The organism is Actinokineospora baliensis (assembly GCF_016907695.1).
GTDB classification, from domain to species: domain Bacteria; phylum Actinomycetota; class Actinomycetes; order Mycobacteriales; family Pseudonocardiaceae; genus Actinokineospora; species Actinokineospora baliensis.
Map to the genome: position 1 here is coordinate 1,132,074 of NZ_JAFBCK010000001.1, position 22,775 is coordinate 1,154,848.

Genomic DNA, 22,775 nt, shown 5'->3' on the forward strand with positions numbered 1-22,775 from the left:
ATCACAGCACCTGGTCCAGGAACTTCCGCAGCCGCGGGCTCGACGGCGACCCGAACACCGCAGACGGCTCGCCGACCTCCACCACCCGGCCGTGGTCCATGAACGCGACCTGGTCGGCGACCGAGCAGGCGAACCCCATCTCGTGCGTGACCACCACCATGGTCATCCCACTGGCCGACAGCCGCGCCATCAACCCCAGCACCCCCTTGACCAGCTCCGGGTCCAGCGCGCTGGTGGCCTCGTCGAACAGCACCACCTCCGGCTCCATCGCCAGCGCCCGCGCGATCGCGACCCGCTGCCGCTGCCCGCCGGAGAGCGCCGACGGCCGGTACGGCGCCTTCGCCGCGAGCCCGACGTCGTCGAGGTACCGCAGCGCCCGCTCCCGTGCGTCCTCTTTGGACAGGCGGAGCACCGAGCGCAGCGGCAGCACCAGGTTGTCGAGCACGGTGCGGTGCGCGAACAGGTTGAAGTGCTGGAACACCATGCCGATCCGGCGCCGCAGCCGGTCCGGGTCGCCGCCGATCACGCTCACGCCGTCGAGCAGGACGTCGCCGCGCGCGGGTCGCTCCAGCTGGTTGATCGCCCGCAGCAGGGTCGACTTGCCCGAGCCGGAGGGCCCGATCACGCAGGTGGTCGACCCGCTCGGCACTTCGAGGTCCACCCCGCGCAGCACCTCCAGGGTGCCGAACGAGACGTGCAGGTCAGCCACGCGCAGGCTCGAGCTCGTCAAGGGTGTCACCTCCCCGCACGGGTCGACCGTCGCGCAGGCGGCGGTCGACGAAGTTCACCAGGTGCGTCAGCGGCACCGTGATCGCCAGGTACACCAGCCCGGCGGCGACCAGCGGCGACAGGTTGCCGGTGTTGGCCGCGAGGTCCTGCCCGATGCGGAACAGCTCCCGCTGCGAAGCCAGCAGCCCCAGGAAGTACACCAGGCTGGAGTCCTTGACCAGCGAGATGAACTGGTTCACCAGCGCGGGCAGCACCCGGCGGATCCCCTGCGGCACAACGACCCTGGCCATCGTGGCGGTGTGCGTCATGCCCAGGGCGCGCGCGGCCTCCGACTGTCCCTTGTCGACGCTCTGGATGCCCGCGCGGAAGATCTCGCCGATGTAAGCCGACGCGATCAGGCTCAGCGCCAGGATGCCGAGCGGGTACGGGTTCGTGCCGAACAGCGGCCTGGCCACGACCGCGAGCCCCTGCCCGACCAGCAGGATCGTCACGATCGCGGGCAGGCCGCGGAAGATGTCGGTGTACACCCGGGCTGGCCAGCGCAGCCACCGCCGGTGCGACAGGCCGAGCAGCGCCAACCCCAGCCCCAACAGCGTCCCGAGCACCGCCGAGAACCCTGCCAGAACCAGCGTGTTGACCAAGCCGGTGGTGAGCAGGTCGGGCAGGACCTCGGCGATGTAGTCCCAGTTGAGGAACGTGTCGAGCAGGTCGGACATCAGGACTTCGGCTTGAACTTGTCCGGCACCGGCACGCTCGGGATGAACTTGTCGTGCAGCTTCTGCCAGGTGCCGTCGGCGATGACCGCGCGCAAACCGTCGTTGAGCTTGCCGCGCAGTTCGTCGTTGCCCTTGCGCACCGCGAAACCGTGCGGCAGGTCGTTGGCCTCGATGGTCGCGGTGACCGCGAGGGACGGGTCTTCCTTGGCGTACTTCTCCGCGATGGTCAGGTCGACCACCCAGGCGTCGGCGGAACCGTTGCGCAGGCCCGCGATCGCGGTGTCGTAGCTGGGGAAGCGGACGACCTGCGCGCCGGGCACGTTGGCGCCCAGGTACTTGTCGCCGACGGTGGCCTGGATCACCGCGACGCGCTTGCCGTCGAGCAGCTTCGCGTCGGTGATCGCCTTGTCCTTGCTCAGGATGGAGATGTATTCGTAGTTGTACGCATCGGTGAAGTCGACGGTCTTGCGCCGCTCCTCAGTCTGCGCGATGGCCGACGAGCCCGCGTCGTAGGTCTTGTTGGCGACCTGGCCCAGCAGCGCGGAGAAGTCGGTGCCGACGAACTCGACCTTGTACCCGGCCTTGTCGGCGACGGCCTTGAACAGCTCGTTGTCGAAGCCGGTGTAGACGCCGTTCTCCTGGTAGACGTTGGGCGGGGCGTCGCCGAGGGTGCCGACCCGCAGCGTCTGCGGCCCGGGGCCCGCGGCGGCGCCCTGGTCGGAGGACGAGCCGCACGCGGTCAGCGCGGTCGTGACGGCGATACCGGCAACGGCGAGCGCGGCTACGCGCAGCAATGAGGTTCTCATCGGTCTTTCCGTCGGTCATGTGCTTGTCGCACAACGGGATCACGCGGGCGGGGAGGTCCGATCCCCGCCCGCGTTCGTCACCGACGGTATGCAGGTGCCCCGGTGGTCCGCCAACAACGGGCGAACCTCTCACATGCCGGGACCGCTACTGGGTGATGCCCGCTACAGGATGGCGCCGGGCGCGTAGGCCGCCGCCTCGGGGAACCGGCCGAGCACGACCTCGACCCGCTTGGCGACCTCGGCGACCTGCGCGCCCGCCACCCCGGTGAACGGCAGCCGGTCGGCCAGCAGCGCGTCGAGGGCGGCGCGGTCGAGCGGGATCCTGGCGTCGGCGGCGAGCCGGTCGAGCAGGTCGTTGTCCGCGGCGCCCCGCTCGCGCATGGCCAGCGCGACCGCGACCGCGTGCTCCTTGATCGCCTCGTGCGCGGTCTCGCGGCCGACCCCGGCCTGCACCGAGGCCATCAACACCTTGGTGGTGGCCAGGAACGGCAGGTACCGGTCGAGCTCGCGGGCGATCACCGCGGGGTAGGCGCCGAACTCGTCGAGCACGGTGAGCAACGTCTCAAGTAGACCGTCGATGGCGAAGAAGGCGTCCGGCAGCGCGACCCGGCGCACGACCGAGCAGGACACGTCGCCCTCGTTCCACTGGTCGCCCGCGAGTTCGCCGGTCATCGAGGCGTACCCGCGCAGGATGACCGCCAGGCCGTTGACCCGCTCGCACGAGCGCGTGTTCATCTTGTGCGGCATGGCCGACGAACCGACCTGGCCCGCCTTGAACCCCTCGGTCACCAGCTCGTGCCCGGCCATCAGCCGGATCGTCTTGGCCAGGCTCGATGGGCCCGCGGCCAGCTGGACGAGGGCGGTGACGACGTCGAAGTCGAGTGAGCGCGGGTAGACCTGCCCGACGCTGACGAAGTGCTCGTCGAAGCCGAGGTGCCCGGCGACGCCGCGCTCCAGCCGCGCCAGCTTGTCCTGGTCGCCGCCGAGCAGGTCCAGCATGTCCTGCGCGGTGCCGACCGGGCCCTTGATGCCGCGCAACGGGTACCGCGCGATCAGCTCGTCGAGGCGGGTGAAGGCGACCAGCAGCTCATCGGCCGCGGTGGCGAAGCGCTTGCCGAGGGTGGTCGCCTGCGCGGCGACGTTGTGCGAGCGGCCGGTCATCACCAGGTCGCCGTGTTCGGCCGCGAGCCGGGCCAGGCGGGCCAGCACGGCCACGACGCGGACCCGCACCAGCTCCAGCGACCGGCGGACCTGCAGCTGCTCCACGTTCTCGGTGAGGTCGCGCGAGGTCATGCCCTTGTGCACGTGCTCGTGCCCGGCCAGCGCGTTGAACTCCTCGATCCGCGCCTTCACGTCGTGGCGGGTGACCCGTTCCCGCTCCGCGATGCTGCCCAGGTCGACGGTGTCGAGCACGCGCCGGTAGTCCTCGACGACCCCGGCGGGGACCTCGATGCCCAACTCGGCCTGCGCGGCCAACACCGCCAGCCACAGCTCGCGCTCCAACCGGACCTTCGCCTCCGGCGACCACAGCGCGGCCAGCTCGGGGGAGGCGTAGCGTCCGGCGAGGACGTTGGGGATGCTGGGCTTCTGCTGGGCTCCGGTCACGTTTGCCCAGCTTACGCGAGGGCTTCGCGCAGCATTCGCCTCGCCGCCGCCCTCGGGTCCGGGTTGACCTCGATGAGCGCGTTGACCACCGCGCCGTCGACCAGGGCGATCAACTGCTCCAGCCGGGCGGCGTCGATCTCGGCCCCGGCGCGGGCGGCGGTGTCCAGCAACAACGCGCGCAGCTCGGCGCCGAGGTCGAGCATCAGCGGCCGCAGGTGGGGACGGCGGCCGGTGGCGACGAGGCGTTCGTAGCGCAGCAGAACGGCTTCGGCGTCGTTGCCGACGACCGGACCGAGGAGCTGGTCGAGCATCAGCTCGACGAGGTGCTCACCACCGCGCGGCGGCTCGGTCAGCGCCTCCAGCCGGGCGCGGCCCCTGGCCAGCTCGGCGCTGCCGTGGTGCTCGATGGCGGCGGCGATCAGCTCGTCGAGCGACTCGAAGTAGTACGTGGTGGACGCCAGCGGCAGCCCCGCCCGCTCGGCGACGGCGCGGTGGCGCACCGCGTCGAAGCCGCCCTCGATGAGCAGCTCCACGGCGGCCACGACGAGCGCGTGCCTGCGGCGCTCGCCCTTGGGCGTGCTGGCGGTGGTCATGGGGGGATTGTGCCGCCGAGGGGGCGTCAGTACTTGCCCGCCAGGTCGTCGCCGATGCCGCGCAGGTCGTCGCCGACGACCGGTGGGGCGGCCGAGCCCGCGGCGGGTTCGACGCTGAGCACGAGCGTCGCGCCGGAAGCCGTCTTGATCACGGCGCCCTGCGCGCCGGAGCGGTCGGCCCACGGCGGCGCCAGCATCTGATCGACACCGCTGGGGGTCAGCATGATCGACACGAGGCCCTTGCGCGGGCCGTCGGCGATCTCGAAGGCGGCCGAACGCCCACCGGCCGGGCAGCCGAGCGGGGAGGGCTTGGCGTCGCTGGTGGAAACGGCGGACGGAAGCTCGCCCGCGAGGGCAGCAGCGAGCTCCCGGTCCGCCGCTCCGCACCCACCGGGGGTGCCGCTGGCCCTAGGGCCAGCATCTCCGTCCGTCGCGCCCCCCTGCTTGGGCGGCGACAGTGGAGAGTTCGATTCCAGCGATCGCGGGCTGTCACCCGGTACCTCGTTCAGAGGCCGATTCGTGTTACCCCCGGCGACCGTGGCGGGCGCAGGCGCGGCCGAATCGTTACCGGATTCGCCCGTTGGTCCAGACCACAATGCGACACCGGTGGCGATACCGCCCACCAGCACCGCCAAACCCAGCGCCGAACCGGCGATCAGGCCGTTGCGCTTGCGGGTCAACCTCGCCGACCGGGCGAGGACGTCACCGCGCTCGAACGACGGCGGCGGCACGTCGCCGACCGCGGCGTTGAACACCTCGGAGATCTTGCGCTCGTCCACCTACACCCACCTCCCCGTCACGAAGTCGACCGCAGGTCGTCCACGGCGTCGCCGAGCACGTCGCGCAGCGTCGCCAGGCCGCGAGCGGTCTGGCTCTTCACGGTCCCCTCCGAGCACTTCAGCGCCTGGGCCGTCCCGGCGACGTCGAGCCCTTCGAGGAACCGCAGGACGAGCACGGCCCGCTGCCGCGGTGGCACCTTGGCCAGCCCGTCCACCAGCGCCGAGCGGGTCGCCACCGACTCACCGACGTCGGTGTCGGTGGTGGCCTGCTCGGGGACCGCGTCGACGTGGCGCTCCCGCCGCCACGGCCGCCTGGTCTCGTCGATCATCGCGCGCAGCACCGACCGGCGGACGTAGGCGTCCAGGGCCCCGCGGTCCCGGATCTTGCGCCACCTGCGGTGCAACGCGACGAACGCCGTCTGGGTGAGGTCGTCCGCCCGGTGCCAGTCACCGCAGAGCAGGTACGCGGTTCTGCGCACGGCGTCGCGCCGTGCCGTGAAGTACTCCGCGAACTCCTGCTCCTCGCGCTGGTCCACGCGGACGCTCTCCGCTCGTCTTGTCTACGGGTAGGGGACGGACGTGCCCCGGCTAACGGTTGCACGCGGTACCGCAGAGACATACGCCACCCCCGCTTTCAGCCGAACGGACGACGCTGTGGTGTGATCGGATCGTGACTTACACGCGTCGAATCGACCTCCGCTCCGACACCGTGACCCAGCCGGACGAGACCATGCGGGTGGCCATGTCGGCCGCGGTCGTCGGCGACGACGTGCTCGACCACGACCCGACCATGCGCAGGCTCGAGGAGGAGACCGCGGCCAGGCTGGGGATGGCGGCGGCGCTGTGGGTGCCGAGCGGGACGATGGGCAACGTCATCGCGATGGTGATCCACCTGCGCCGCGGCGACCGGTTCCTCGCACCGCGCGCGGCGCACGTGCTGGAGGCGGAGCTGGGCAGTTCGGCGTGGTTGGCCGGGGGGATGCCGCAGCCGCTGGAGTGGACGGCAGGGCCCGGGCGGATCAGCCCTGAAGACGTGCGTGCCTACGCTACGCAGTCCTCGCCGTACTACGCGCTGACGACGCGGCTGCTCTGCCTGGAGAACACTCACAACTTCGCGGGCGGCTCGGTGACACCGCCTGACGAACACGCGCGCCTGGTGTCCGCAGCGCGCGAGGCCGGGTTGTTGGTGCACCTGGACGGGGCGCGGCTGTGGAACGCGTCGGTCGCTCTAGGCGTCCCGCCCGCGGCATTGACCGTCGGTGTGGACACGGTGCAGGTGTGTCTTAGCAAGGGGCTCGGCGCGCCGGTCGGGTCGATCGTGGCCGGGTCGCGGTCCTTCGTCACAGAGGCTCGACGCGTGCGCAAGATGCTCGGCGGCGGGGTCCGTCAGGGTGGGGTCCTCGCCGCAGCCGGGTTGCTGGCTCTAGAGCGCATCGACGACCTGGCCCTGGACCACGCGAACGCGGCCCGGTTGGCCGAAGGTCTCGCGGAGCTGGGCTGGGAGGTCGGCAAGCCGGAGACGAACATCGTCATCGCGGCCGTCCCGGACACGGCGGCGGCCCTGGCCGGGCTGGACCGGGTCGGGGTGCAGGCGACAGCGGTGCCCGGCGGGGTCCGGTTCGTGACCCACCGCGACGTGCCGGAGGCGGACATCACCGAGGCCCTGCGCCGGATCACCGCGGCTCAGACTCCCGCACCTGCGGCTTGAGGTCGGCCCTGAGCAGGGCGATCTCCTCGCGGAGGGCTTCCACCTCGGCCTTGGTGCTCGCCTCGATGGACGCCTCGGCACCCGCGATCTTCTCCACGAACCACGACGCGATCACACCCGTCACCACACCGAGCAGGGCGATCCCGCCGACCATCAGCGCCCCGGCGACCAGCCGCCCCTCGGTGGTGACCGGGTACCGGTCGCCGTAGCCGACGGTGGAGATGGTGGTCAACGTCCACCACAGGGCGTCCCCGAAGGTCGTGATGGTCGCGTTCGGGTCGTCACGCTCAGCGTCCAAAACCGCGAGCGCGGCCCCGAACGCCACCATCAGCGTCGTGCCGCCGACGTAGATCCCCACCTGCCCGCGCAGGCTGGTGCCGACCCTGCGGTTGATCACCTTGAACACGGTGACCAGCCGCAACGCCCGCAACTGCCGCACCATCGGCAGCGCCACGACGACCAGGTCGAACAGGTGCCGCCAGACGAACCGCCACTTCCGCCTGGCCAGCGCGAGCCGGATCAGGTAGTCCACGGCGAACACCGCCCAGACCACCCACAGCCACACCTCCAGCCACCAGTGCACCGTGGGCGAACCGGCGGTGCCCAGCACCTGCCAGGCATAGGCCACCAGGAAGGCGACCGCGAGACCGGTCAACGGCCACTCGGTCCGCGCCTCCCACCCAGCCAACCGCCCCTCGTCGGGGATCTCAGACACCCCGACATCCTCACCCGAACGGGCTAGTTCTGGCTAGCGGATCTGCCGCCGGGACTTCCCCTTGATCGCCCCGTACGCCGCCACCCCCACCGTCGCCACCGCGGCGACGATGAGCAGGGCACCGATGGCCTTGAACACGAAGCCGATCACGGTGAACGCCAGCCAGATGACGATGATCGCGCCGATGATCCTGATGAGCATGTTGTCCGCCGCCTTCCGGGGGTTGTGCCTGGTCAACGCGGGGTGGGGGGTGTGCGTTCCCAACGGACCGGGGTTCGGGTGGTGGTTGCGGTGGGTGGGGCGGGGGTTACTGCTCGTGGCTTGTCCACAACGGGTGCGTGCGTCCACAGGGTACGGGCGAGGTGGTCGATTTGTCGGTTCGCCTCGGTATCGTGGAAATCGGGGGATCCCGGGCTAGATGATCTTCGGCTCGCCTGCGGCATTGCGCTGGATCGCGGGGTGTGGGTGTGCTCGATGGGGCGGACTCGCGCCCTGGCCCCGTGGTGGTGCGGTGTGCTCGATGAGGCGGACTTGTTTTGCGCGGGGCCCCTGCACCAGCCGTGGCAGGACCGCAAAGCAGGGGCCGAAAAGCATGGCCCTGTCCGCGCACAACGCTACGACTGCCGCCACCCCACGCAAAACAAGTCCGCCCCATCGAGCATTGGGGTGGGCGGCTTCCGAGTGTCCAGTGGTTGGGTTGGCGGGGCTGGCTCGGTGGGCCGAGTTGGGTGGGCTGACTCGGTGGGTTGGTTTGGCACGCCTGCTTCTGGGAGCGGTGGGCGGACTGGTGGGGTCGGCCCGGTGAATTGAGCTGGCGGGGGTGGCCCGGGGGGTGTTCAGGTGGCTAGAGCCAGGTGGCTAGGCGGTTGAGGGCTTCTTTGATGTCGTGGGTGGCACCGGCGAAGGAGAGGCGGATGGCGTGGGTGCCGTTTTCCGGGTCGAAGTCGATGCCGGGGACTAGGGCTACGCCGGTTTCGGCTAGGAGGCGTTGGCAGAAGCTCATCGAGTCGTGCGTTAGGTGCGATACGTCGGCGTAGGCGTAGAAGGCGCCGTCGGCGGGGGCTACTTGGGTTATGCCGGAGGAGGTGAGGGCATCCAAGAGCAGAGTGCGGTTGGCGGCGTAGTGGGCCACGTGCGCGTCCAGCTCCGCGTAGACCTCTGGGTCGAATGCGGCTACCGCTGCGTGTTGGGACATGGCTGGGGGACAGATGGTGAAGTTGCCGGTGAGGCAATCGACTGCCCGGTGGAGGCGTTGGGGGACGAGCATCCACCCGAGGCGCCAGCCGGTCATGGCGAAGTACTTCGAGAACGAGTTGATGACCACGGCTTCGCGCGAGAATTGCCAGGCCGACGCGGTTTCGGCGCCGTAGGAGATGCCGTGGTAGATCTCGTCGCTGATGAGTTGGACGCCGCGTTCGGCGCACCAGCCCGCGATGGCGGCCAGCTCTGCCGGGGGCAGGACGGTGCCGGTGGGGTTGGCGGGGCTGGCGACGATCAGGCCGTCGATGGGGCCGAGTTCGTCGAGCATCTCGACGGTGGGCTGGAAACGGGTCTGCTCGTCGCAGGGGAGCTCGACGACCTCGCAGCCGAGGGCGGCGAGGATGTTCCGGTACGCCGGGTAGCCGGGGCGAGCTAGGGCAACGCGGTCGCCTGCGTCGAAGGCCGCCAAAAACGCCAAGAGGAAGCCGCCGGAGGAGCCCGTTGTGATCACGACGTCTTGGGGCGAGATGTCGAGGTTGTACCTGTTCGCGTAGTGGCCAGCGATGGCCTCGCGCAGCTCGGGGATGCCCAACTGCTCGGTGTAGCCCAGCGGTTGCGACCCAAGAGCCTCCGCAGCGGCGATCTTCACAGCCTGCGGGGCGCCACTAGAGGGCTGACCTGCGGCGAGGGACAGCATGTCGCCGTGGGTGCGTTGGCGGGCGTTGGCGGCGGACACGACATCCATCACGTGGAACGGTGGGACGGCGGCCCGGGCGGCGACCTTGAGCAGGGCGTGCATGGGGTTCAGCGTAGTGACGGACGCCAATCGCGACGAGCCGTGACGGTCAGTAGCCGACGTAGCCGCCGCCGGTGTGGGTGGCCTTGATGCCGGGGACGTTCGACAGCGAGCCGTAGCGGGAGACCGCGTAGTTCACGCCCGCGCAGATGTTGTCGACCGGGTTCCAGATGTCCTTGTGGCCGGGTAGCGCGTAAGAGTTGAACGTCGGGTCGATCGTCTGCATCAGCCCCTTGGACGGGGTGCCCTTCGCGGCGTTCGAGTCCCAGTTGTTGATCGCGTTCGGGTTGCCGCCGGACTCGTGCTGGATGATCTCCCAGATGAGCTGGGCGTCGGCCTCGGTGACGTTGATGCCCTGAGCGCGCAACAGCTCTATGGCCTGCCGGATCCACTCTTGGACGTTGCCGGGAGGTGGGCTGCTAGGCGGGCCGCCACTGGAGCCGAGACCACCTATAGATCCACCGCCGCCGTGGCTGGAGCCTTCAGGGCTGGCGCTCTTACTCGCCCACTCGACCTTCTTACTGGCCGCCGGGGCGAAGGCCTGACCATCTGGTTCGGGGATGCTGGAGAACCTGGGGTTGGGTGTGCGCCCTTTCAACGCGGACGCAGCAGCGGCCATAGCGTGCTCTGCATTGTCGATCTGCGTAGTGACGCGACCTCGGTAGCCGCTAGCAAGGCTGTCTATGTGGCCGCGCTTCTCTTCGTCTGTCGCGTCCGGGTTGGAGTTGATCCACGCGGTCGCGTTGTCGTACAGCTCGCCGAAAACGCCCTCTAGAGCGTCTCGGGCAGCCTGGACACCAGTGGCGGCTGCGCGTAAGTCGGCGGCAGCACCGGTAAGAGCCTCGTTGAGCGATTGGCCCGCTTTGGTGAAGTTGGCCATGTAGGCGACAAACGAGTCGGCAGAGGTGCCTTGCCAAGCGCCGTCCAACTGCTTCACCGCACCGTCGACCTTGCCTACGGCGTCCGAGCTCCCTGTGGCGGCTTGGGTGAACTTGGCGGCCAGGTCGTTGATGGCACCCGACTGTGCCAAGTAGACCTTGTTGGCGACCCCGGCCAACTCGGCAGCGGTGCCCCCGAGACCGGCGGCGGCGTCTTTCGCGGTCACTGCGCGCCCCTCAGACGGTCAACGACCGCGTCGCGGCCTGCTCGTTGTTGGCCACCGACGTCCCGATCGCGTCCAGGGCGCGGTCGACCGAACCCAACAGCGTGCCCGCCCGGTCAAGGTCGTCGCCTGCGGTGCTCGCGAGCGCACGAACAGCCCCAGCCAGGGCCTCTGAACTGGGCAAACCGCCGAAGGTCGCGCCACTCGCGTCACGCGGGAGGGCGTCGCCGGTGGCGGCGATCGGTCCGGTTTGTCCCGCGATGGCCGCTCGGCACTGCTCGATGGCCTGCAGGTTGTAGTCAGCCCCTGCCACAGCTCCCCCTCGCCAGATCGGTGCCCGACTCAGACGGACGCGGCGGGAGCCCGGTTCCAGTCGATCACGCGTCGTCGAGGAGATCCCACACCGCGGCGGCGAGCCTGGCGTTGTCCGCGGGGGCGATGGTGCTCCACACCTGGCCGTCGTTGTTCGTCTTGGCCACGTGCACGTACCGCCCCTGGGCCGTGTCGTGGAACGCGACCACCCGGTCGACCCGCTGCCTGCGCTGGTCGCGCACGACACGCTCCACACCGAACTGGCCGCGTACGCCGATACCGGAGAACATCAGCGCCACCGACTGCGCTTCATAGAGGGGCAAACCGGCGCGTTGGAGCGGGGTCACCAGATTCTGCGGTTCGCCGCCTGCACGCCTATCGGCATCAGCCAGGACTTCGCGCGGGAGGCTGACCGAACGGCCAGGGCCCGCGGGGGCGTCACCGGCGATCGACACAGCCGCCTCAGCCAACCCCGTCTTACGCGCGGGGATGAGCCACACCTGATCGCTATCGACCACCGCTAGGCCTGCCTGGTCTCCTGACACCACAGCGAGCGCCTTGATCTCGCGGTCGGTCCACACCCAAGCGTCGACACTGACCTGAGCATGCGCCAGCAGACTGAGCCGGTCTGCCAACTCCGGCACAGCGCGGCCCCGATCGGCCAAGCCACGGCGCTCCAGATCGGCCAAGGCCGTTCGCACCAACTCTGCGCGCTCGGTGTGCGTAATGCCGGGGCTCGGGACATCTATGGCGACATGCCGCAGCGGGAGCCGTTCAGACTCCCAGAGGACGTCGAACTCGAGGGCGGACAGAACAACGCTGCTGGACAAGTCAGTCGTCTTCGCCGAGCACGGGTGCGATCACCAAGCGATCGTCGCCGAACAGGTCATCGGAGTCGATGCCGTACTTGCGCACGTGCTCGGCGTCGTCCTCCCCGTTAGCGGCCGCGCCCGCAGCGGGCTGCATCAACGAAGAGGCCGGTTTGCCGCTCTTACCCCCACCGAGCTTCTCGGCGTTCTTGGCGGCTCGAGCCTCTTCCTCCGGTACACCCGCGACAGGGCCAACAGGACGCTGGGAACCCGGGGCGCTCTTACCGGGTGCGCCCCCGCGTACGACCCTGTCCCTCTCCACCGTCGCACCAGCCGCGGCGCCAGCGCCCCCCGCGCCCGCAATGCCTGCCGCGGTGGCGATCTCGCCTACTAGCTGACCGGGGAAGCCTGGGCGGAAAGCGTTGAGGCCACTAGAGGTGACCGGAAGCCCCCCTAGGCCTGGCGTCACCGGACCAACGCCGGAGACGCGGCCAACGCCAAGCTGCGTGGGGTTGCCGCCGGGGCCGAGAGTCGGCGCGGGGCCGCCGGTGGGCGTAAGGCCGGGGTTGTTGCCCGTGTAGCTACCGGGGAGGGGGGCGCCTACCTGAGGCCGGTTGACGCCTTGGCCACCACTCGGGTTGAACGCCTCTTGGCCGGTGTGGAAGCCCTGGACCGCAGTGGTCCCCTTGCTACCCGGCGCCTGAGTACCCACACCCACCGAAGGCGGAACCGGGAGATCACGGAAGTTGCCGAGCGCGCCCTGACTGCCCTGGGCGTAATCGTTCATCGCGGCCACAGCCTGCTGGCGCGCGGCCTGGGTCCGCTGCACCTCAGCGGCGTGCGGAGTGGTGTGACCGACCAAGCCCATACCCCGGTCCCACAGGTTCACCTGGTTCGCCCCGCGCAACTGCTGCCCATCCGGCGCACTGTTGCGGGTCGTGGAGAACGCATCCCCCTGCTTGCTCACACCCCCCGCCGACTGCGCGACCGTCGGCACCGCATCCTCCGCGTACACAGAAGACCGCTGCGTCGCCTCAACCCCACCCTCAGCCGCGGCGCCCTGCCACTCCACCCCGATCTTCGCCAACTCCGCCCGCAACGCCCGATCGGTATCGGCCAACCCGTCCGCGATCTGCATCAACGCCCGAACGGCCTTGAACAAGCTCTCCGACCCAGGCCCCTGCCGCAACCGATCCACCTGATCAGCCAGCGCGTCGTAGCCGTACCCCTCGAACCGCAGGTCAGCCAGCCCGTTCTCCGCCATCCCTACCCCTCACACCAACGTCTTCAACGTGGTCAACGCCAGACCAGCCGCCTTCTCGCTCATCCGGCACACCTCGTCCTGGGTGAAATCCTTGCCGCTGGTCGTCGTCCGGATCTGCAACTGCTGACCTTGCGCGACATCGATCGCGACGGTGCACGGAGCGGCGCTGGCGCCCTGCCCGGCGAGGTCGTAGCGAACAGCGGCGAAGTCTCCGACCGAAATGAGGTCCGCGTCCACATTCCGATCACCTGCCAACCAGACCTCAACACCCTCAGTCGTGACCACCGTCGCGTAGTAGCGGTAGTAGGGCGCCTGCGCTGAAATCTCGAAGGCGCATTCCTTGGCCCCGCGGTACTGCTCAGTGTTGTTTGTCTGCGGACGAAATGTGTCGACCTTCAACCCACCCCGCTGGTCCGCGGTCAACAGAGCGCAGGGGTCGATCGAGTCGAGCTTGAGCGACTTGGGTCGCGGCGGGATCGACGTGCTGGTTTTGGTCGGCGACTCGCCGGAAGTCGGCGCCGTCGTCTCACCCTCACCCGGGGTCGGCGTTGGGGTCCCTGCTTGCGTCGCCGTGCATCCCGCGACAGCGAATGTCACGACCAACGCGAGGGCCCGCTTACGCACCCGCTGCCCCCAAGGCCGCCCTGATCTCGTCGTCGCTATAGCCATAAGCCCGCGCGCTGTCCTTCAGCTGATTCACCAGGTTCCGCAATCCCGTTATGTACTCGGCCACCCGCACGCTGTAGGAACCGCTCTGGTGCACCAACCGGTCATTCCACTCCTGCGCGACGCGGAGGCTGACCTCGTCCTCACCCGGGGCAGCGATCTCGAGATCGGCGATTGCCGTGTCGATCTGCGGCTGCAAGGTGTCGATCTGGGTTTGGATGACCTTGGCGGCGGCGAGGACGTTGTCGTGGTTGATGAGGAATTGGCCTGCTGAGGTGGCGGTGGTGCGGTGGAGGGACTCGGCGGCCATGTGGGCGGTCGCGAGGACTGCCGCTATCGCGCCGGTTTGGGTGGCGTCGGTCATGGCGGGTACCCCCGGGGGCCTGCGGTGGTGGTTGTCTCCCGTTCGAGGCTACCAATGCGGGTGGGGTGGTCACCGTGAGTTCGCGAGAACGGCCTAGTTGGTGACCGGGATGCCGATCTCGCCGTTGAGGGCGCGCAGGGCGATGTCGGTGCGGTGGTGGGATCCGGGCAGGTGGACGGCGGTGACCTTGCGGTAGGCCTCGTCGCGGGCGGCGGTGAGGGTGTCGCCGGTGCCGACCACGGCCAGGACTCGGCCGCCCGCGGAGATGAGGGCGCCGTCGTCGCGGCGGCGGGTGCCTGCGTGGAGGATGCCGTCGGCTTCGGCGCCGGTGATGGGGTCGCCGGTGCGGGGGCGGTCGGGGTAGCCGTCGGCGGCGATGACGACGGTGACGGCGGAGCCGTCGGCCCACTCGAGCGGGGGGTGCGCGGCGAGGGTGCCCTTGGCGGCGGCGAGGAGCAGCTGCGAGAGGGGACTGCGCAGGAGGGCGAGGACGGACTGGGTTTCCGGGTCGCCGAAGCGGCAGTTGAACTCGATGACCTCGGGGCCGTTGGAGGTCAGGGCGAGGCCCGCGTAGAGGAGGCCGGAGAAGGCGCTGCCGCGGCGGGCCATCTCCTGGACGACCGGCTCGATGATGCGGGTGACGACGTCGGCGACCAGGCCGGGCGGGGTCCACGGGAGCGGGGCGTAGGCGCCCATGCCGCCGGTGTTGGGGCCCGCGTCGCCGTTGCCGACGCGCTTGAAGTCCTGGGCGGGCAGCAGGGGGACGACGGTGCCGTTGGCGTCGACCACGCAGAACAGCGACACCTCGGGGCCGTCGAGGAAGGACTCGAGCAGGACCGGGTGGCCGCCGTCGAGCAGCGTCATGGCGTGGGCGCGGGCGGTGGGCAGGTCGGTGGTGACCACGACGCCCTTGCCCGCGGCGAGGCCGTCGTCCTTGACCACCCAGGTGGGGCCGAAGCGGGCGAGGGCGGCGTCGAGCCGGGCGGGGTTGTCGACGATCTCGCTGTGCGCGGTCGGCACCCCGGCGGCGGTCATGACGTCCTTGGCGAACGCCTTGGAGCCCTCGATGCGGGCGGCGTCGGCGCCGGGGCCGAAGCAGGCGGTGCCGGAGGCGCGCACCGCGTCGGCGACCCCGGCGACCAGCGGGCCCTCCGGTCCGATGACCACCAGGTCGGCCTTCCAGCCGGACGCGAGCTCGACGACGGACCCGGCGTCGAGCGCGTCGACGCCGTAGGTCTCGGCGAGGGCGGCGGTGCCTGCGTTGCCCGGGGCGCACGCCAGCGCGACCACCTCCGGGTCCTTCGACAACGCCAGGACCAGGGCATGTTCGCGGGCACCAGACCCAATCACCAGGACTCGCACGGTCAGCCAGAGTAGATGCCCGCCCGCGGGCCACCGCCGCCGCCCCGGGGCAACGGCGGTGCCGGGCTGAGCAGCCCCCGAATCGATCCTTCCAGGTGCGAGGCGGGGTGCGGGGGTGGTGAAGGAGGCTGTGGATGGGTGGTGGGGTTGTGGAGCGCCGGGGGTTCATCTGTGCGTGGGGCAGGTTTCGCTGGGTCGTGGCCGGGACGTCGTGGTGCGCGGCGAGGGTTGCCCGGTCAGCTCGCGGGCTACGAGGAGGAACCATGCCTGCTACCCGGACCATCGGCGTTGCCCTGGCCGCGGTGACCCTGCTAGGGGTTGCGACCATGAGCACCGCCAGCGCCACCCCCGACGGCGACCGGCACGGCGATCGGGCCGTCCCGCTCGTCCTCGGTCACCGGGGCGCGTCGGGTTACCGGCCGGAGCACACGCTCGCCAGCTACGAACTCGCCGCCCGGATGGGGGCCGACTACATCGAGCCAGACCTCGTCTCGACCAAGGACGGCGTGCTCGTCGCCAGGCACGAGCCGGAGATCGGCGGCACCACCGATGTCGCGAAGCGGCCGGAGTTCGCCGCGCGCAAGGCGACGAAGGTGCTCGACGGGGTGTCGGTGACCGGGTGGTGGACCGAGGACTTCACCTTGGCCGAGCTCAAGACGCTGCGGGCCGTGGAGCGGATCCCGGACGTGCGGCAGCGGAACACGGTCTACAACGGCCGCTACCAGGTGCCGACGTTCCAGGAGGTCATCGACCTGAGCAAGCGCTTGTCGCGCGAGCTGGGCCGCGACATCGGGATCTACCCCGAGACCAAGCACCCGACGTACTTCCGCGGGCTGGGTCTTGACCTGAACCCGAAGGTCGTCGAGGCCCTCGACCGCAACGGCTTGAACCGGCGCGGCGCGAAGGTCTTCGTGCAGTCTTTCGAGGTGGGCAACCTCGTCGAGTTCAGCCGCAAGCTGCGGGTGCCGCTGATCCAGCTGACCTCGGCTTCCGGTGCTCCTTACGACTTCGTGGCCAGCGGCGACAAGCGCACCTACGCGGACCTGCTCACCCCGGCGGGTCTGCGCGATGTGGCGCGGTACGCCTACGGCATCGGCCCGGCCAAGGACCAGGTGATCCCGCGGGACGCGTCGGGCAACCTGGCGCAGCCGACGGCTCTTGTGGCCAACGCGCACAAGGCGGGCCTGAAGGTGCACCCGTACACCTTCCGCGCGGAGAACGCGTTCCTCCCCGTGAACCTGCGTTCGTCCGCGGTCGCGTCGGAGTACGGCGACCTCTTCGGTGAGCTGTCCGCGTTCTGGGCGGCCGGGGTGGACGGTGTGTTCACCGACAACACCGACATCGCGGTGGCCTCGCGCGCGGAGACCTTCCCCCGGCGCTGACCGGAGCCAGCTCGGCGGGCCGCCACCGGCAGGGGGTGGCGGCCCGCCGTCTTTTCACACGATCCGGTTGTCCACGTAGCACCAGCGCCAGTTCTCACCCGGTTCGTGCGACTGGATGACCGGGTGGTCGGTCGCCTTGTGGTGGGCGGTGGCGTGCTTGAGCGGGCTGGAGTCGCAGCAGCCGACGTGGCCGCAGCTGAGGCAGAGCCGCAGGTGGACCCAGTGCCGGTTGCCCTCGGCGACGCAGTCCTGGCAGACGTCGGCCTCGGCGGTGACGCCCGCGGGCAGGGTGTCGGTGTGTTCGCAGGTCATGACCCGCTCCTTTCATGCGGCTACTCGCATGGGCGATCCTTGCGCACGAGGACGAGGAGGCGGGTGTGGAACTTCTGCTGCTGTTCGCCGGGTCGCTGGCGGTCGCGGCCGTCGCGCGGCGGGTTGACTGGCCAGCGCCGTTGTTGCTGGTCGCCGTCGGCCTCGCTGTGTCGTTCGTCCCAGGGGTACCCGATTTCCGGTTGAACCCCGAGCTGGTGCTGGTCCTGGTGTTGGCGCCGCTGCTGTACTCGGCCGCTCTGGACAGCTCCTACCTGGACATCAAGGCCAACATCCGGCCGATCGGGCTGTTGGCGGTGGGGCTGGTCCTGGTGTCGACGGCTGTTGTCGGTGTCGTGGCTCACATGGTCGTCCCCGACCTGCCACTGGCGTCGGCGCTGGTGTTGGGGGCTGTGGTGGCCCCGCCTGACGCGGTCGCCGCTGTCTCTATAGGCCGCAAGCTGGGCCTGCCACGACGGTCGATGACCCTGCTGACCGGTGAAAGCCTCGGCAACGACGCGACAGCGCTGACGGCGTTCAAGGTCGCGGTGGCCGCCGCAACCGGCGTGGCCGCCTTCTCGTGGACTGACGGCATTGTGACGTTGCTGGTCACGTCCATCGGCGGGGTCTTGGTCGGCCTGGTCCTGGGTGTGGTTGTCCACAAGATCCGGCTGCGCCTCGGTGACGGTGTCCTTGAGAGCGCGCTGGGCATGCTCGTGCCGTTCGGGGCTTACCTCTTGGCGGAAGAGCTGCACACGTCCGGTGTGCTCGCTGTCGTCGCGGCGGGCCTCTATCTGGGCCACAACGCCACTGCGGCGGGCTACGCGACCAGGCTGCAGGAGACGGCTGTCTGGAAGTCGGTCGATGTGCTGTTGGAGTCCCTGGTGTTCGCCCTGATCGGCCTCCAGGTGCGGTCGATCGTCTCTGCGGTGCGGTTGGACACGGCGTTGTGGGTGGCTTCCGCCGCTGTGCTGGTGGCGGTGATCGTGGTCCGGTTCGTCTGGGTCTTCCCCGCCGCGCACGTGCCGCGGTGGCTGTTCCCGCACATCCGCAGGCGCGAACCCCGGCCGGACGCGCGGTCGTTGACGGTGATCTCGTGGGCGGGGATGCGCGGGGTGGTGTCGTTGGCGGCCGCCGCGGCGATCCCGCTGGACATGCCGGGCCGCGACGTGGTGCTCCTGCTGACGTTCGTCGTCACGGTCGGGACGTTGCTGCTGCAGGGGATGACGCTGCCGGTGGTGATCCGGAAGTTGGGGGTGCGCGCCGAGGACGGCCAGGACCGGGTCTTGGCGGAAGCTCAGGTGCAGAGCACGGCGGCGCGGGCGGCGGTGGACCGGCTGGACGAGTTGGTCGACGACGGCGTGCCCGAGCACATGGCGCGGAAGCTGCGCGCGCTGGCCGAGCACCGGGGCAACGCGGTGTGGGAGCGGCTGGGCAGGCAGGAGCAGGAGAACCCGGCGGCCGCGTTCCGCAGGCTGCGCCGGGGGATGCTCGACGCCGAGCGCGAGGTGTTCATCGCCGCGCGGGACCGGGGTGAGATCGACGACGAGATCCTGCGCCGGGTGCAGCGGGAGCTGGACTTCGAGGAAGCGGCGCTGGACCGCGAGTAGGGCAGGCCGTGGCCTGCCCTACTCGCCTCAAGAGGCCGCGATCCTGAGCGTCGACGGCGGTGCGGTTTCCTGCCCTGCCAGGAGTCCGCGCCGCGCCAACTCGGGACGCACGCCCTCGCCGAACCAGTACGCCTCCTCCAGGTGCGGGTACCCGGAGAGGACGAACTCGGTGATGCCGATGCTGTGGTACTCCTCGATGAGGTCGGCGACCTCGGTGTGGCTACCGACCAGCGCTGTGCCCGCCCCACCCCGGACGAGGCCGATGCCCGCCCACAGGTTCGGGTGTACCTCCAGGCCGCGCACACCCTTGTCCAGCGCGCCCTTGTGCAACTCCAGCATCCGCTGCTGCCCGACCGACTGACTACGCCCCAACTGCGCCTGGGCCTCCGCGACCTGCGCGGGGTCGAGCGCGTCGAGCAGCCGCTGCGCCTCGGCCCACGCGGCCTCCGAGGTGTCGCGGGAGATGGTGTGCAGCCGGACGCCGAAGCGCGGTGTGCGGCCCTCCGCCTCGGCGAGCGCCCGAACCTTGGCGATCTTGTCTGCGACCTGGGACGGCGGTTCGCCCCAGGTCAGGTACACGTCGGCGTGCCGCGCGGCGACCGGGAGCGCGGCGTCGGACGACCCGCCGAAGTAGATGGCGGGGGTCGGTTCCGGCTGGGCGAGGGTGGTGGCGCCGATGACCTTGAGGTGCTCTCCCTCGAACGAGTACGGCTGGCCGGACCAGGCGCCGCGCACGATGCTGAGGAACTCGTCGGTGCGGGCGTAGCGGGCGTCGTGGTCGTGGAAGTCGCCGAAGCGCTCCTGCTCGACGGCGTCGCCGCCGGTGACGATGTTGAGCAGCAGCCTGCCGCCGGAGATGCGCTGGTAGGTGGCGGCCATCTGGGCGGCCAGGGTCGGCGAGATCACCCCCGGGCGGAACGCGACCAGGTACTTCAGGGTCTTGGTCTCGCGGATGAGCGCGGCGGTGACCAGCCAGGCGTCCTCGCAGAAGGTGCCGGTGGGGGTGAGCACGCCGGTGAAGCCCAACTGCTCCGCGGCGCGGGCGACCTGCGCGAGGTAGTCGATGTCGGGGGCGCGGCGGGCGGAGTTCTCGGCGCGGTTGGCGTGGAACCGCTCCACCACGTTGCGGCCGTCGCCGGAGGTGGGGAGGAACCAGTGCAGGGTGATGCTCATTTCTGGGCTCCAGACTCGGCGACCGCGGCGACGTCGGCGGCGAACCGGCTGTCGACGAAGTCGGCGAAGGTGAACTTGGTCGGCAGCACCTTCGCCGCCACGAACGCGTCCGCGAGCTTCTGCTCGTCCGCGATCACTGTGTCGTCGAGCTTGATGGGTCGGTCAAGACCTCGTTGTGTGGCCTCTAGTGCCACCTCTGGCTTAAGACCGGTTTCCTTCGCCCACACAGCAGCGCGCTCATCGCCGTGGGTCTTGGCGTAGTTGAGTGCCTTGGCGTAGCGGACGACGTAATCGCGTAGGGCAGCGTTCTTGCCGGGGTCAGCTAGAGCGGCCTTACCAGCGACGAGGAAGCCATAGCCACTGGCGAGGGAGTCAGGGCCTGCTTCGGTGTTGGGCTTACCCCCGCCGGGTGTACCGGTGCCGTCGATGAGGACGCGCGCCTTGGTGTCCCTAAGAGCCTGGGTTGTGTAGGGATCCCAGATCGACCATGCGTCGAGCTTCTTCTGTGTGAACGCGACGAAGGCGTCTGAGGGCTGCAGGAAGCTGAGCGTCACGTCCGCCGGGGTCAGCTTGGCCTTGTTCAGCACCGTGAGGACCAAGCCGTGCGCGGAGCTGCCCTTGGCGACGCCGATGGTCTTACCGCGCAGGTCTTCGATGGTGCGCAGCGGCGAGTCCTCCGGCACGAGCAGCGCGTCGCTCGAGACATCGCCCTTCTGCGCGGAGACCACTGCGATCTTGGCGTTGGCCGCGCCCGCGAAGATCGGCGGGGTGTTGCCGACCGAGCCGATGTCGATCGCGCCCGCCGACGCGGCCTCCAACAGGGGAGGCCCGCTGGTGAATGTCGACCACTCGATCTTGTAGGGGAGGTCCTTGAGCAGACCCGCTGCTTCGAGGTAGGACTTCTGACCGCCCTTCTGGTCGCCGACCTTGAGGGTGACCTTGGCGAGGTCGGCGGCGCTGACGGACTCCGGCACCGGCGCGGGGGCAGCGGGGGTGGTGCCGCCGCCGCACGCCGTCAGGGCTAAGGCGGCCGCGGTGAAGGGGATCAGGTTACGCAGTCGCACGTTCGGTCACTCCCAGGTCTGCCAGCACCTTCGCGCGGACATCGATGTGGTCGGACAGCTCTCTCGGCCGCGGGTGGCCCAGGACGTATTCGCTGGCGATGCGGCCCTCGTCGAGGACAAGGACGCGGTCGGCGAGCAGCAGTGCCTCGTCGACGTCGTGGGTGACCAGCAGCACAGCCGGTCTGTGCTGCTGCCACAGGGCTTCGACGAGCCGGTGCATGGCCAGCCGGGTCAACGCGTCGAGCGCGCCGAAGGGTTCGTCGAGCAGCAGCAGGTTCGGTTCGCGGACCAGGGCGCGGGCCAGGGACACGCGCTGCGCCTCGCCGCCGGAGAGGGTGCGCGGCCAGGCGTCGGCGTGATCGGCCAGCCGGACCTCGGACAGCGCCTTGACCGCGACATCGCGGCCCACCACCGGGTGCAGCCCGAGCACGACGTTGCGCCACACCCGCCGCCACGGCAGCAACCGGGGCTGCTGGAACGCGACGGACACCTGTCCGTCCACAGTGGCCGTACCGGTGACGTCGGTGTCCAGCCCGGCCAACACCTTCAGCAGCGTCGACTTGCCGGAGCCGCTGCGCCCCAGCAGTGCGACGAACTCGCCGGGCGCGATGCCCAGGTCCAGGTCCCGCAGTACCGCCCGATCCCCGAAGGTCTTGCTCAGACCCCGCACCTCGACTGTCAGGCCGCTCGCCACCGCAGTGCCCTCCTCTCCACCAGGCGCACGATCGCGTCGGTCGCCAGGCCGAGCGCGGCGTAGACGACGAGGCCGACGACGATGACGTCGGTGCGCAGGAACTCCCGGGCGTTGTTGATCAGGTAGCCGAGCCCGCTGCTGGCGTTGACCTGCTCGCCGACGATCAGCGACAGCCAGGCGACGCCCAGGGACTGGCGCAGGCCGACCAGCGTGTTGGGCAGCGCGGAGGGCAGCACGACGTGCACCAGGCGCTCGGTCCGGGTGTAGCCCAGCGCCGTGGTGGCCTCGACCAGGTGGCTGTCGACGTTGCGGATGCCCGAGTGCACGTTGAGGTACAGCGGGAACGCCACGCCCAGCGCGACCAGGGCGATCTTGGGTTCCTCGCCGATGCCGAACCAGAGGATGAACAGCGGGATCAGACCGAGGAACGGCAGCGTGCGCAGCATCTGCACCGGCGGGTCGACCAGGTAGTTGCCCCAGCGCGACAGACCGGCGACGATGCCGAGCGCGACGCCGATCGCCGCGCCGATGGCGAAGCCGATGCCGACCCGGGTGGTGGAGACGACGAACGCGTCGCCGAGCTCACCGGTCCCGGCGAGTTCGACCCCGGCGCGCAGCACGGTCCACGGCGAGCTCAGCTTGTCCGGCGGCAGCAGCCCGGTCTCGCAGGCGATCTGCCACAGCGCCACGATCGCCAGCGGGCTGATCCAGCGCCTCAGGTCGGGGAGTCTTCTGCGGCGTTTTCGCTCTGGTGGGGAAATCGGGGCCGATTCCGCGCGTGCGGGGGCGCCCAGGGTCGAGATGGACACGGGTGTCTCCCGGTGGGGGTGGGGACGTGCTCGGCGGCGAAGGGGTCGTCAGGCCGAACAGATCGCGCTCGCCTGCCGCCGCAGGTCGACGTGCAGGCGGTGCACCAGGGATTCGCCGCCGTCCATGGCTACTGAGTCTTGGAGCAGCCGGGGGCGAAGTCAACGCCAGGACACCCCGTCCCGGATCATGGAAAGTCGCACGGGAATG

26 protein-coding genes are annotated in these 22,775 nt (G+C 70.0%); 3 read left to right on the forward strand and 23 right to left on the reverse strand.

Annotated features, from left to right (window positions below):
* Window position 1: 1 nt before the first annotated feature.
* The 7 genes from JOD54_RS05120 to JOD54_RS05150 form a co-directional block, all read right to left on the reverse strand.
* The gene (locus JOD54_RS05120) at window positions 2-730 is read right to left on the reverse strand and encodes an amino acid ABC transporter ATP-binding protein (protein WP_204449423.1); all 729 of its coding nucleotides are present in this window, start codon (window positions 728-730) and stop codon (window positions 2-4) included.
* Window positions 702-1,445 carry an amino acid ABC transporter permease gene (locus JOD54_RS05125; RefSeq protein WP_204449424.1) on the reverse strand — a complete coding sequence of 248 codons (744 nt, stop codon included), beginning with the start codon at window positions 1,443-1,445 and terminating at the stop codon, window positions 702-704. The genes JOD54_RS05120 and JOD54_RS05125 overlap by 29 nt, the downstream gene beginning before the upstream one ends.
* Window positions 1,445-2,251, reverse strand: coding sequence for an ABC transporter substrate-binding protein (locus JOD54_RS05130; RefSeq protein ID WP_204449425.1), 807 nt, complete (start codon window positions 2,249-2,251; stop codon window positions 1,445-1,447). Before JOD54_RS05130 ends, JOD54_RS05125 begins: the two co-directional genes overlap by 1 nt.
* A gap of 162 nt (window positions 2,252-2,413) precedes the next feature.
* Window positions 2,414-3,856, reverse strand: a complete 1,443-nt coding sequence (gene purB, locus JOD54_RS05135; RefSeq protein WP_204449426.1) for an adenylosuccinate lyase — start codon at window positions 3,854-3,856, stop codon at window positions 2,414-2,416.
* An 11-nt stretch (window positions 3,857-3,867) separates the two neighbouring features.
* Entirely contained in the window at window positions 3,868-4,449 is a 582-nt protein-coding gene (locus JOD54_RS05140) for a TetR/AcrR family transcriptional regulator (RefSeq protein WP_204449427.1), read from the reverse strand.
* Window positions 4,450-4,475: 26 nt separating this feature from the next.
* A complete protein-coding gene (locus tag JOD54_RS05145) occupies window positions 4,476-5,228 on the reverse strand; it encodes a hypothetical protein (RefSeq protein ID WP_204449428.1) in 753 nt (250 codons plus the stop codon).
* Window positions 5,229-5,245: 17 nt separating this feature from the next.
* Window positions 5,246-5,764, reverse strand: a complete 519-nt coding sequence (locus tag JOD54_RS05150; protein ID WP_204449429.1) for a SigE family RNA polymerase sigma factor — start codon at window positions 5,762-5,764, stop codon at window positions 5,246-5,248.
* A gap of 134 nt (window positions 5,765-5,898) precedes the next feature.
* Here JOD54_RS05150 and JOD54_RS05155 point away from each other — a divergent pair, with 134 nt between their 5' ends.
* Window positions 5,899-6,936: a threonine aldolase family protein gene (locus JOD54_RS05155; protein WP_204449430.1), complete on the forward strand. Its 1,038-nt coding sequence runs from the start codon at window positions 5,899-5,901 to the stop codon at window positions 6,934-6,936.
* On the opposite strand, the gene JOD54_RS05160 is transcribed toward JOD54_RS05155, so the two are convergent.
* The 10 genes from JOD54_RS05160 to purD form a co-directional block, all read right to left on the reverse strand.
* Window positions 6,902-7,651 carry a potassium channel family protein gene (locus tag JOD54_RS05160; protein WP_307859847.1) on the reverse strand — a complete coding sequence of 250 codons (750 nt, stop codon included), beginning with the start codon at window positions 7,649-7,651 and terminating at the stop codon, window positions 6,902-6,904. The genes JOD54_RS05155 and JOD54_RS05160 overlap by 35 nt on opposite strands.
* 33 nt (window positions 7,652-7,684) lie before the next feature.
* The gene (locus JOD54_RS05165; RefSeq protein WP_204449431.1) at window positions 7,685-7,852 is read right to left on the reverse strand and encodes a hypothetical protein; all 168 of its coding nucleotides are present in this window, start codon (window positions 7,850-7,852) and stop codon (window positions 7,685-7,687) included.
* Window positions 7,853-8,495: 643 nt separating this feature from the next.
* Window positions 8,496-9,650 (reverse strand): pyridoxal phosphate-dependent aminotransferase, encoded by a 1,155-nt coding sequence (locus tag JOD54_RS05170; protein WP_204449432.1) that lies wholly within the window; start codon window positions 9,648-9,650, stop codon window positions 8,496-8,498.
* Between the two features lie 46 nt (window positions 9,651-9,696).
* Window positions 9,697-10,752, reverse strand: a complete 1,056-nt coding sequence (locus JOD54_RS05175; protein ID WP_307859848.1) for a transglycosylase SLT domain-containing protein — start codon at window positions 10,750-10,752, stop codon at window positions 9,697-9,699.
* A 10-nt stretch (window positions 10,753-10,762) separates the two neighbouring features.
* Window positions 10,763-11,062: a hypothetical protein gene (locus JOD54_RS05180; protein WP_204449433.1), complete on the reverse strand. Its 300-nt coding sequence runs from the start codon at window positions 11,060-11,062 to the stop codon at window positions 10,763-10,765.
* Between the two features lie 64 nt (window positions 11,063-11,126).
* Window positions 11,127-11,891, reverse strand: coding sequence for an ESX secretion-associated protein EspG (locus JOD54_RS05185; RefSeq protein ID WP_204449434.1), 765 nt, complete (start codon window positions 11,889-11,891; stop codon window positions 11,127-11,129).
* 1 nt (window position 11,892) lies between these two features.
* Window positions 11,893-13,134 (reverse strand): PPE domain-containing protein, encoded by a 1,242-nt coding sequence (locus JOD54_RS05190; RefSeq protein ID WP_204449435.1) that lies wholly within the window; start codon window positions 13,132-13,134, stop codon window positions 11,893-11,895.
* 9 nt (window positions 13,135-13,143) lie between these two features.
* On the reverse strand, window positions 13,144-13,803 hold the full coding sequence (locus tag JOD54_RS05195; protein WP_239573290.1) for a DUF3558 domain-containing protein: 660 nt from the start codon (window positions 13,801-13,803) through the stop codon (window positions 13,144-13,146).
* Window positions 13,751-14,164, reverse strand: a complete 414-nt coding sequence (locus tag JOD54_RS05200; RefSeq protein ID WP_204449437.1) for a PE domain-containing protein — start codon at window positions 14,162-14,164, stop codon at window positions 13,751-13,753. The genes JOD54_RS05195 and JOD54_RS05200 overlap by 53 nt, the downstream gene beginning before the upstream one ends.
* Before the next feature lie 93 nt (window positions 14,165-14,257).
* Entirely contained in the window at window positions 14,258-15,526 is a 1,269-nt protein-coding gene (gene purD / locus JOD54_RS05205; RefSeq protein WP_204449438.1) for a phosphoribosylamine--glycine ligase, read from the reverse strand.
* 263 nt (window positions 15,527-15,789) lie between these two features.
* On the opposite strand from purD, the gene JOD54_RS05210 reads away from it, so the two are divergent.
* On the forward strand, window positions 15,790-16,908 hold the full coding sequence (locus JOD54_RS05210; RefSeq protein WP_204449439.1) for a glycerophosphodiester phosphodiesterase: 1,119 nt from the start codon (window positions 15,790-15,792) through the stop codon (window positions 16,906-16,908).
* 54 nt (window positions 16,909-16,962) lie between these two features.
* Here the strand turns inward: JOD54_RS05210 and JOD54_RS05215 are convergent, their stop codons facing one another.
* The gene (locus tag JOD54_RS05215; protein ID WP_204449440.1) at window positions 16,963-17,220 is read right to left on the reverse strand and encodes a UBP-type zinc finger domain-containing protein; all 258 of its coding nucleotides are present in this window, start codon (window positions 17,218-17,220) and stop codon (window positions 16,963-16,965) included.
* A 14-nt stretch (window positions 17,221-17,234) separates the two neighbouring features.
* Here JOD54_RS05215 and JOD54_RS05220 point away from each other — a divergent pair, with 14 nt between their 5' ends.
* Entirely contained in the window at window positions 17,235-18,827 is a 1,593-nt protein-coding gene (locus tag JOD54_RS05220; protein ID WP_204449441.1) for a Na+/H+ antiporter, read from the forward strand.
* 27 nt (window positions 18,828-18,854) lie between these two features.
* On the opposite strand, the gene JOD54_RS05225 is transcribed toward JOD54_RS05220, so the two are convergent.
* The 5 genes from JOD54_RS05225 to JOD54_RS35925 are packed head-to-tail and all read right to left on the reverse strand — an operon-like array spanning window position 18,855 to window position 22,693.
* Complete coding sequence (locus JOD54_RS05225) at window positions 18,855-20,000, reverse strand: LLM class flavin-dependent oxidoreductase (RefSeq protein ID WP_204449442.1); 1,146 nt, start codon at window positions 19,998-20,000, stop codon at window positions 18,855-18,857.
* Window positions 19,997-21,064 (reverse strand): ABC transporter substrate-binding protein, encoded by a 1,068-nt coding sequence (locus tag JOD54_RS05230; RefSeq protein ID WP_204449443.1) that lies wholly within the window; start codon window positions 21,062-21,064, stop codon window positions 19,997-19,999. The genes JOD54_RS05225 and JOD54_RS05230 overlap by 4 nt, the downstream gene beginning before the upstream one ends.
* Window positions 21,051-21,758 (reverse strand): ABC transporter ATP-binding protein, encoded by a 708-nt coding sequence (locus JOD54_RS05235; protein ID WP_307859849.1) that lies wholly within the window; start codon window positions 21,756-21,758, stop codon window positions 21,051-21,053. The genes JOD54_RS05230 and JOD54_RS05235 overlap by 14 nt, the downstream gene beginning before the upstream one ends.
* On the reverse strand, window positions 21,743-22,567 hold the full coding sequence (locus tag JOD54_RS05240) for an ABC transporter permease (protein ID WP_204449444.1): 825 nt from the start codon (window positions 22,565-22,567) through the stop codon (window positions 21,743-21,745). The genes JOD54_RS05235 and JOD54_RS05240 overlap by 16 nt, the downstream gene beginning before the upstream one ends.
* Window positions 22,568-22,615: 48 nt before the next feature.
* Complete coding sequence (locus JOD54_RS35925; protein WP_372440388.1) at window positions 22,616-22,693, reverse strand: putative leader peptide; 78 nt, start codon at window positions 22,691-22,693, stop codon at window positions 22,616-22,618.
* Between the last annotated feature and the right edge of the window lie 82 nt (window positions 22,694-22,775).

Excerpts from the sequence above, each read along its gene's own strand:
- JOD54_RS05190 (WP_204449435.1), bottom strand. The coding sequence starts at position 13,134 with ATGGCGGAGAACGGGCTGGCTGACCTGCGGTTCGAGGGGTACGGCTAC.
- JOD54_RS05140 (WP_204449427.1), bottom strand. The coding sequence starts at position 4,449 with ATGACCACCGCCAGCACGCCCAAGGGCGAGCGCCGCAGGCACGCGCTC.
- JOD54_RS05200 (WP_204449437.1), bottom strand. The coding sequence starts at position 14,164 with ATGACCGACGCCACCCAAACCGGCGCGATAGCGGCAGTCCTCGCGACC.
- JOD54_RS05210 (WP_204449439.1), top strand. The coding sequence starts at position 15,790 with ATGCCTGCTACCCGGACCATCGGCGTTGCCCTGGCCGCGGTGACCCTG.
- JOD54_RS05170 (WP_204449432.1), bottom strand. The coding sequence starts at position 9,650 with ATGCACGCCCTGCTCAAGGTCGCCGCCCGGGCCGCCGTCCCACCGTTC.
- JOD54_RS05125 (WP_204449424.1), bottom strand. The coding sequence starts at position 1,445 with ATGTCCGACCTGCTCGACACGTTCCTCAACTGGGACTACATCGCCGAG.
- JOD54_RS05215 (WP_204449440.1), bottom strand. The coding sequence starts at position 17,220 with ATGACCTGCGAACACACCGACACCCTGCCCGCGGGCGTCACCGCCGAG.
- JOD54_RS05165 (WP_204449431.1), bottom strand. The coding sequence starts at position 7,852 with ATGCTCATCAGGATCATCGGCGCGATCATCGTCATCTGGCTGGCGTTC.
- JOD54_RS05195 (WP_239573290.1), bottom strand. The coding sequence starts at position 13,803 with ATGGCTATAGCGACGACGAGATCAGGGCGGCCTTGGGGGCAGCGGGTG.
- JOD54_RS05225 (WP_204449442.1), bottom strand. The coding sequence starts at position 20,000 with ATGAGCATCACCCTGCACTGGTTCCTCCCCACCTCCGGCGACGGCCGC.
- JOD54_RS35925 (WP_372440388.1), bottom strand. The coding sequence starts at position 22,693 with ATGGACGGCGGCGAATCCCTGGTGCACCGCCTGCACGTCGACCTGCGG.
- JOD54_RS05220 (WP_204449441.1), top strand. The coding sequence starts at position 17,235 with ATGCGGCTACTCGCATGGGCGATCCTTGCGCACGAGGACGAGGAGGCG.
- JOD54_RS05130 (WP_204449425.1), bottom strand. The coding sequence starts at position 2,251 with ATGAGAACCTCATTGCTGCGCGTAGCCGCGCTCGCCGTTGCCGGTATC.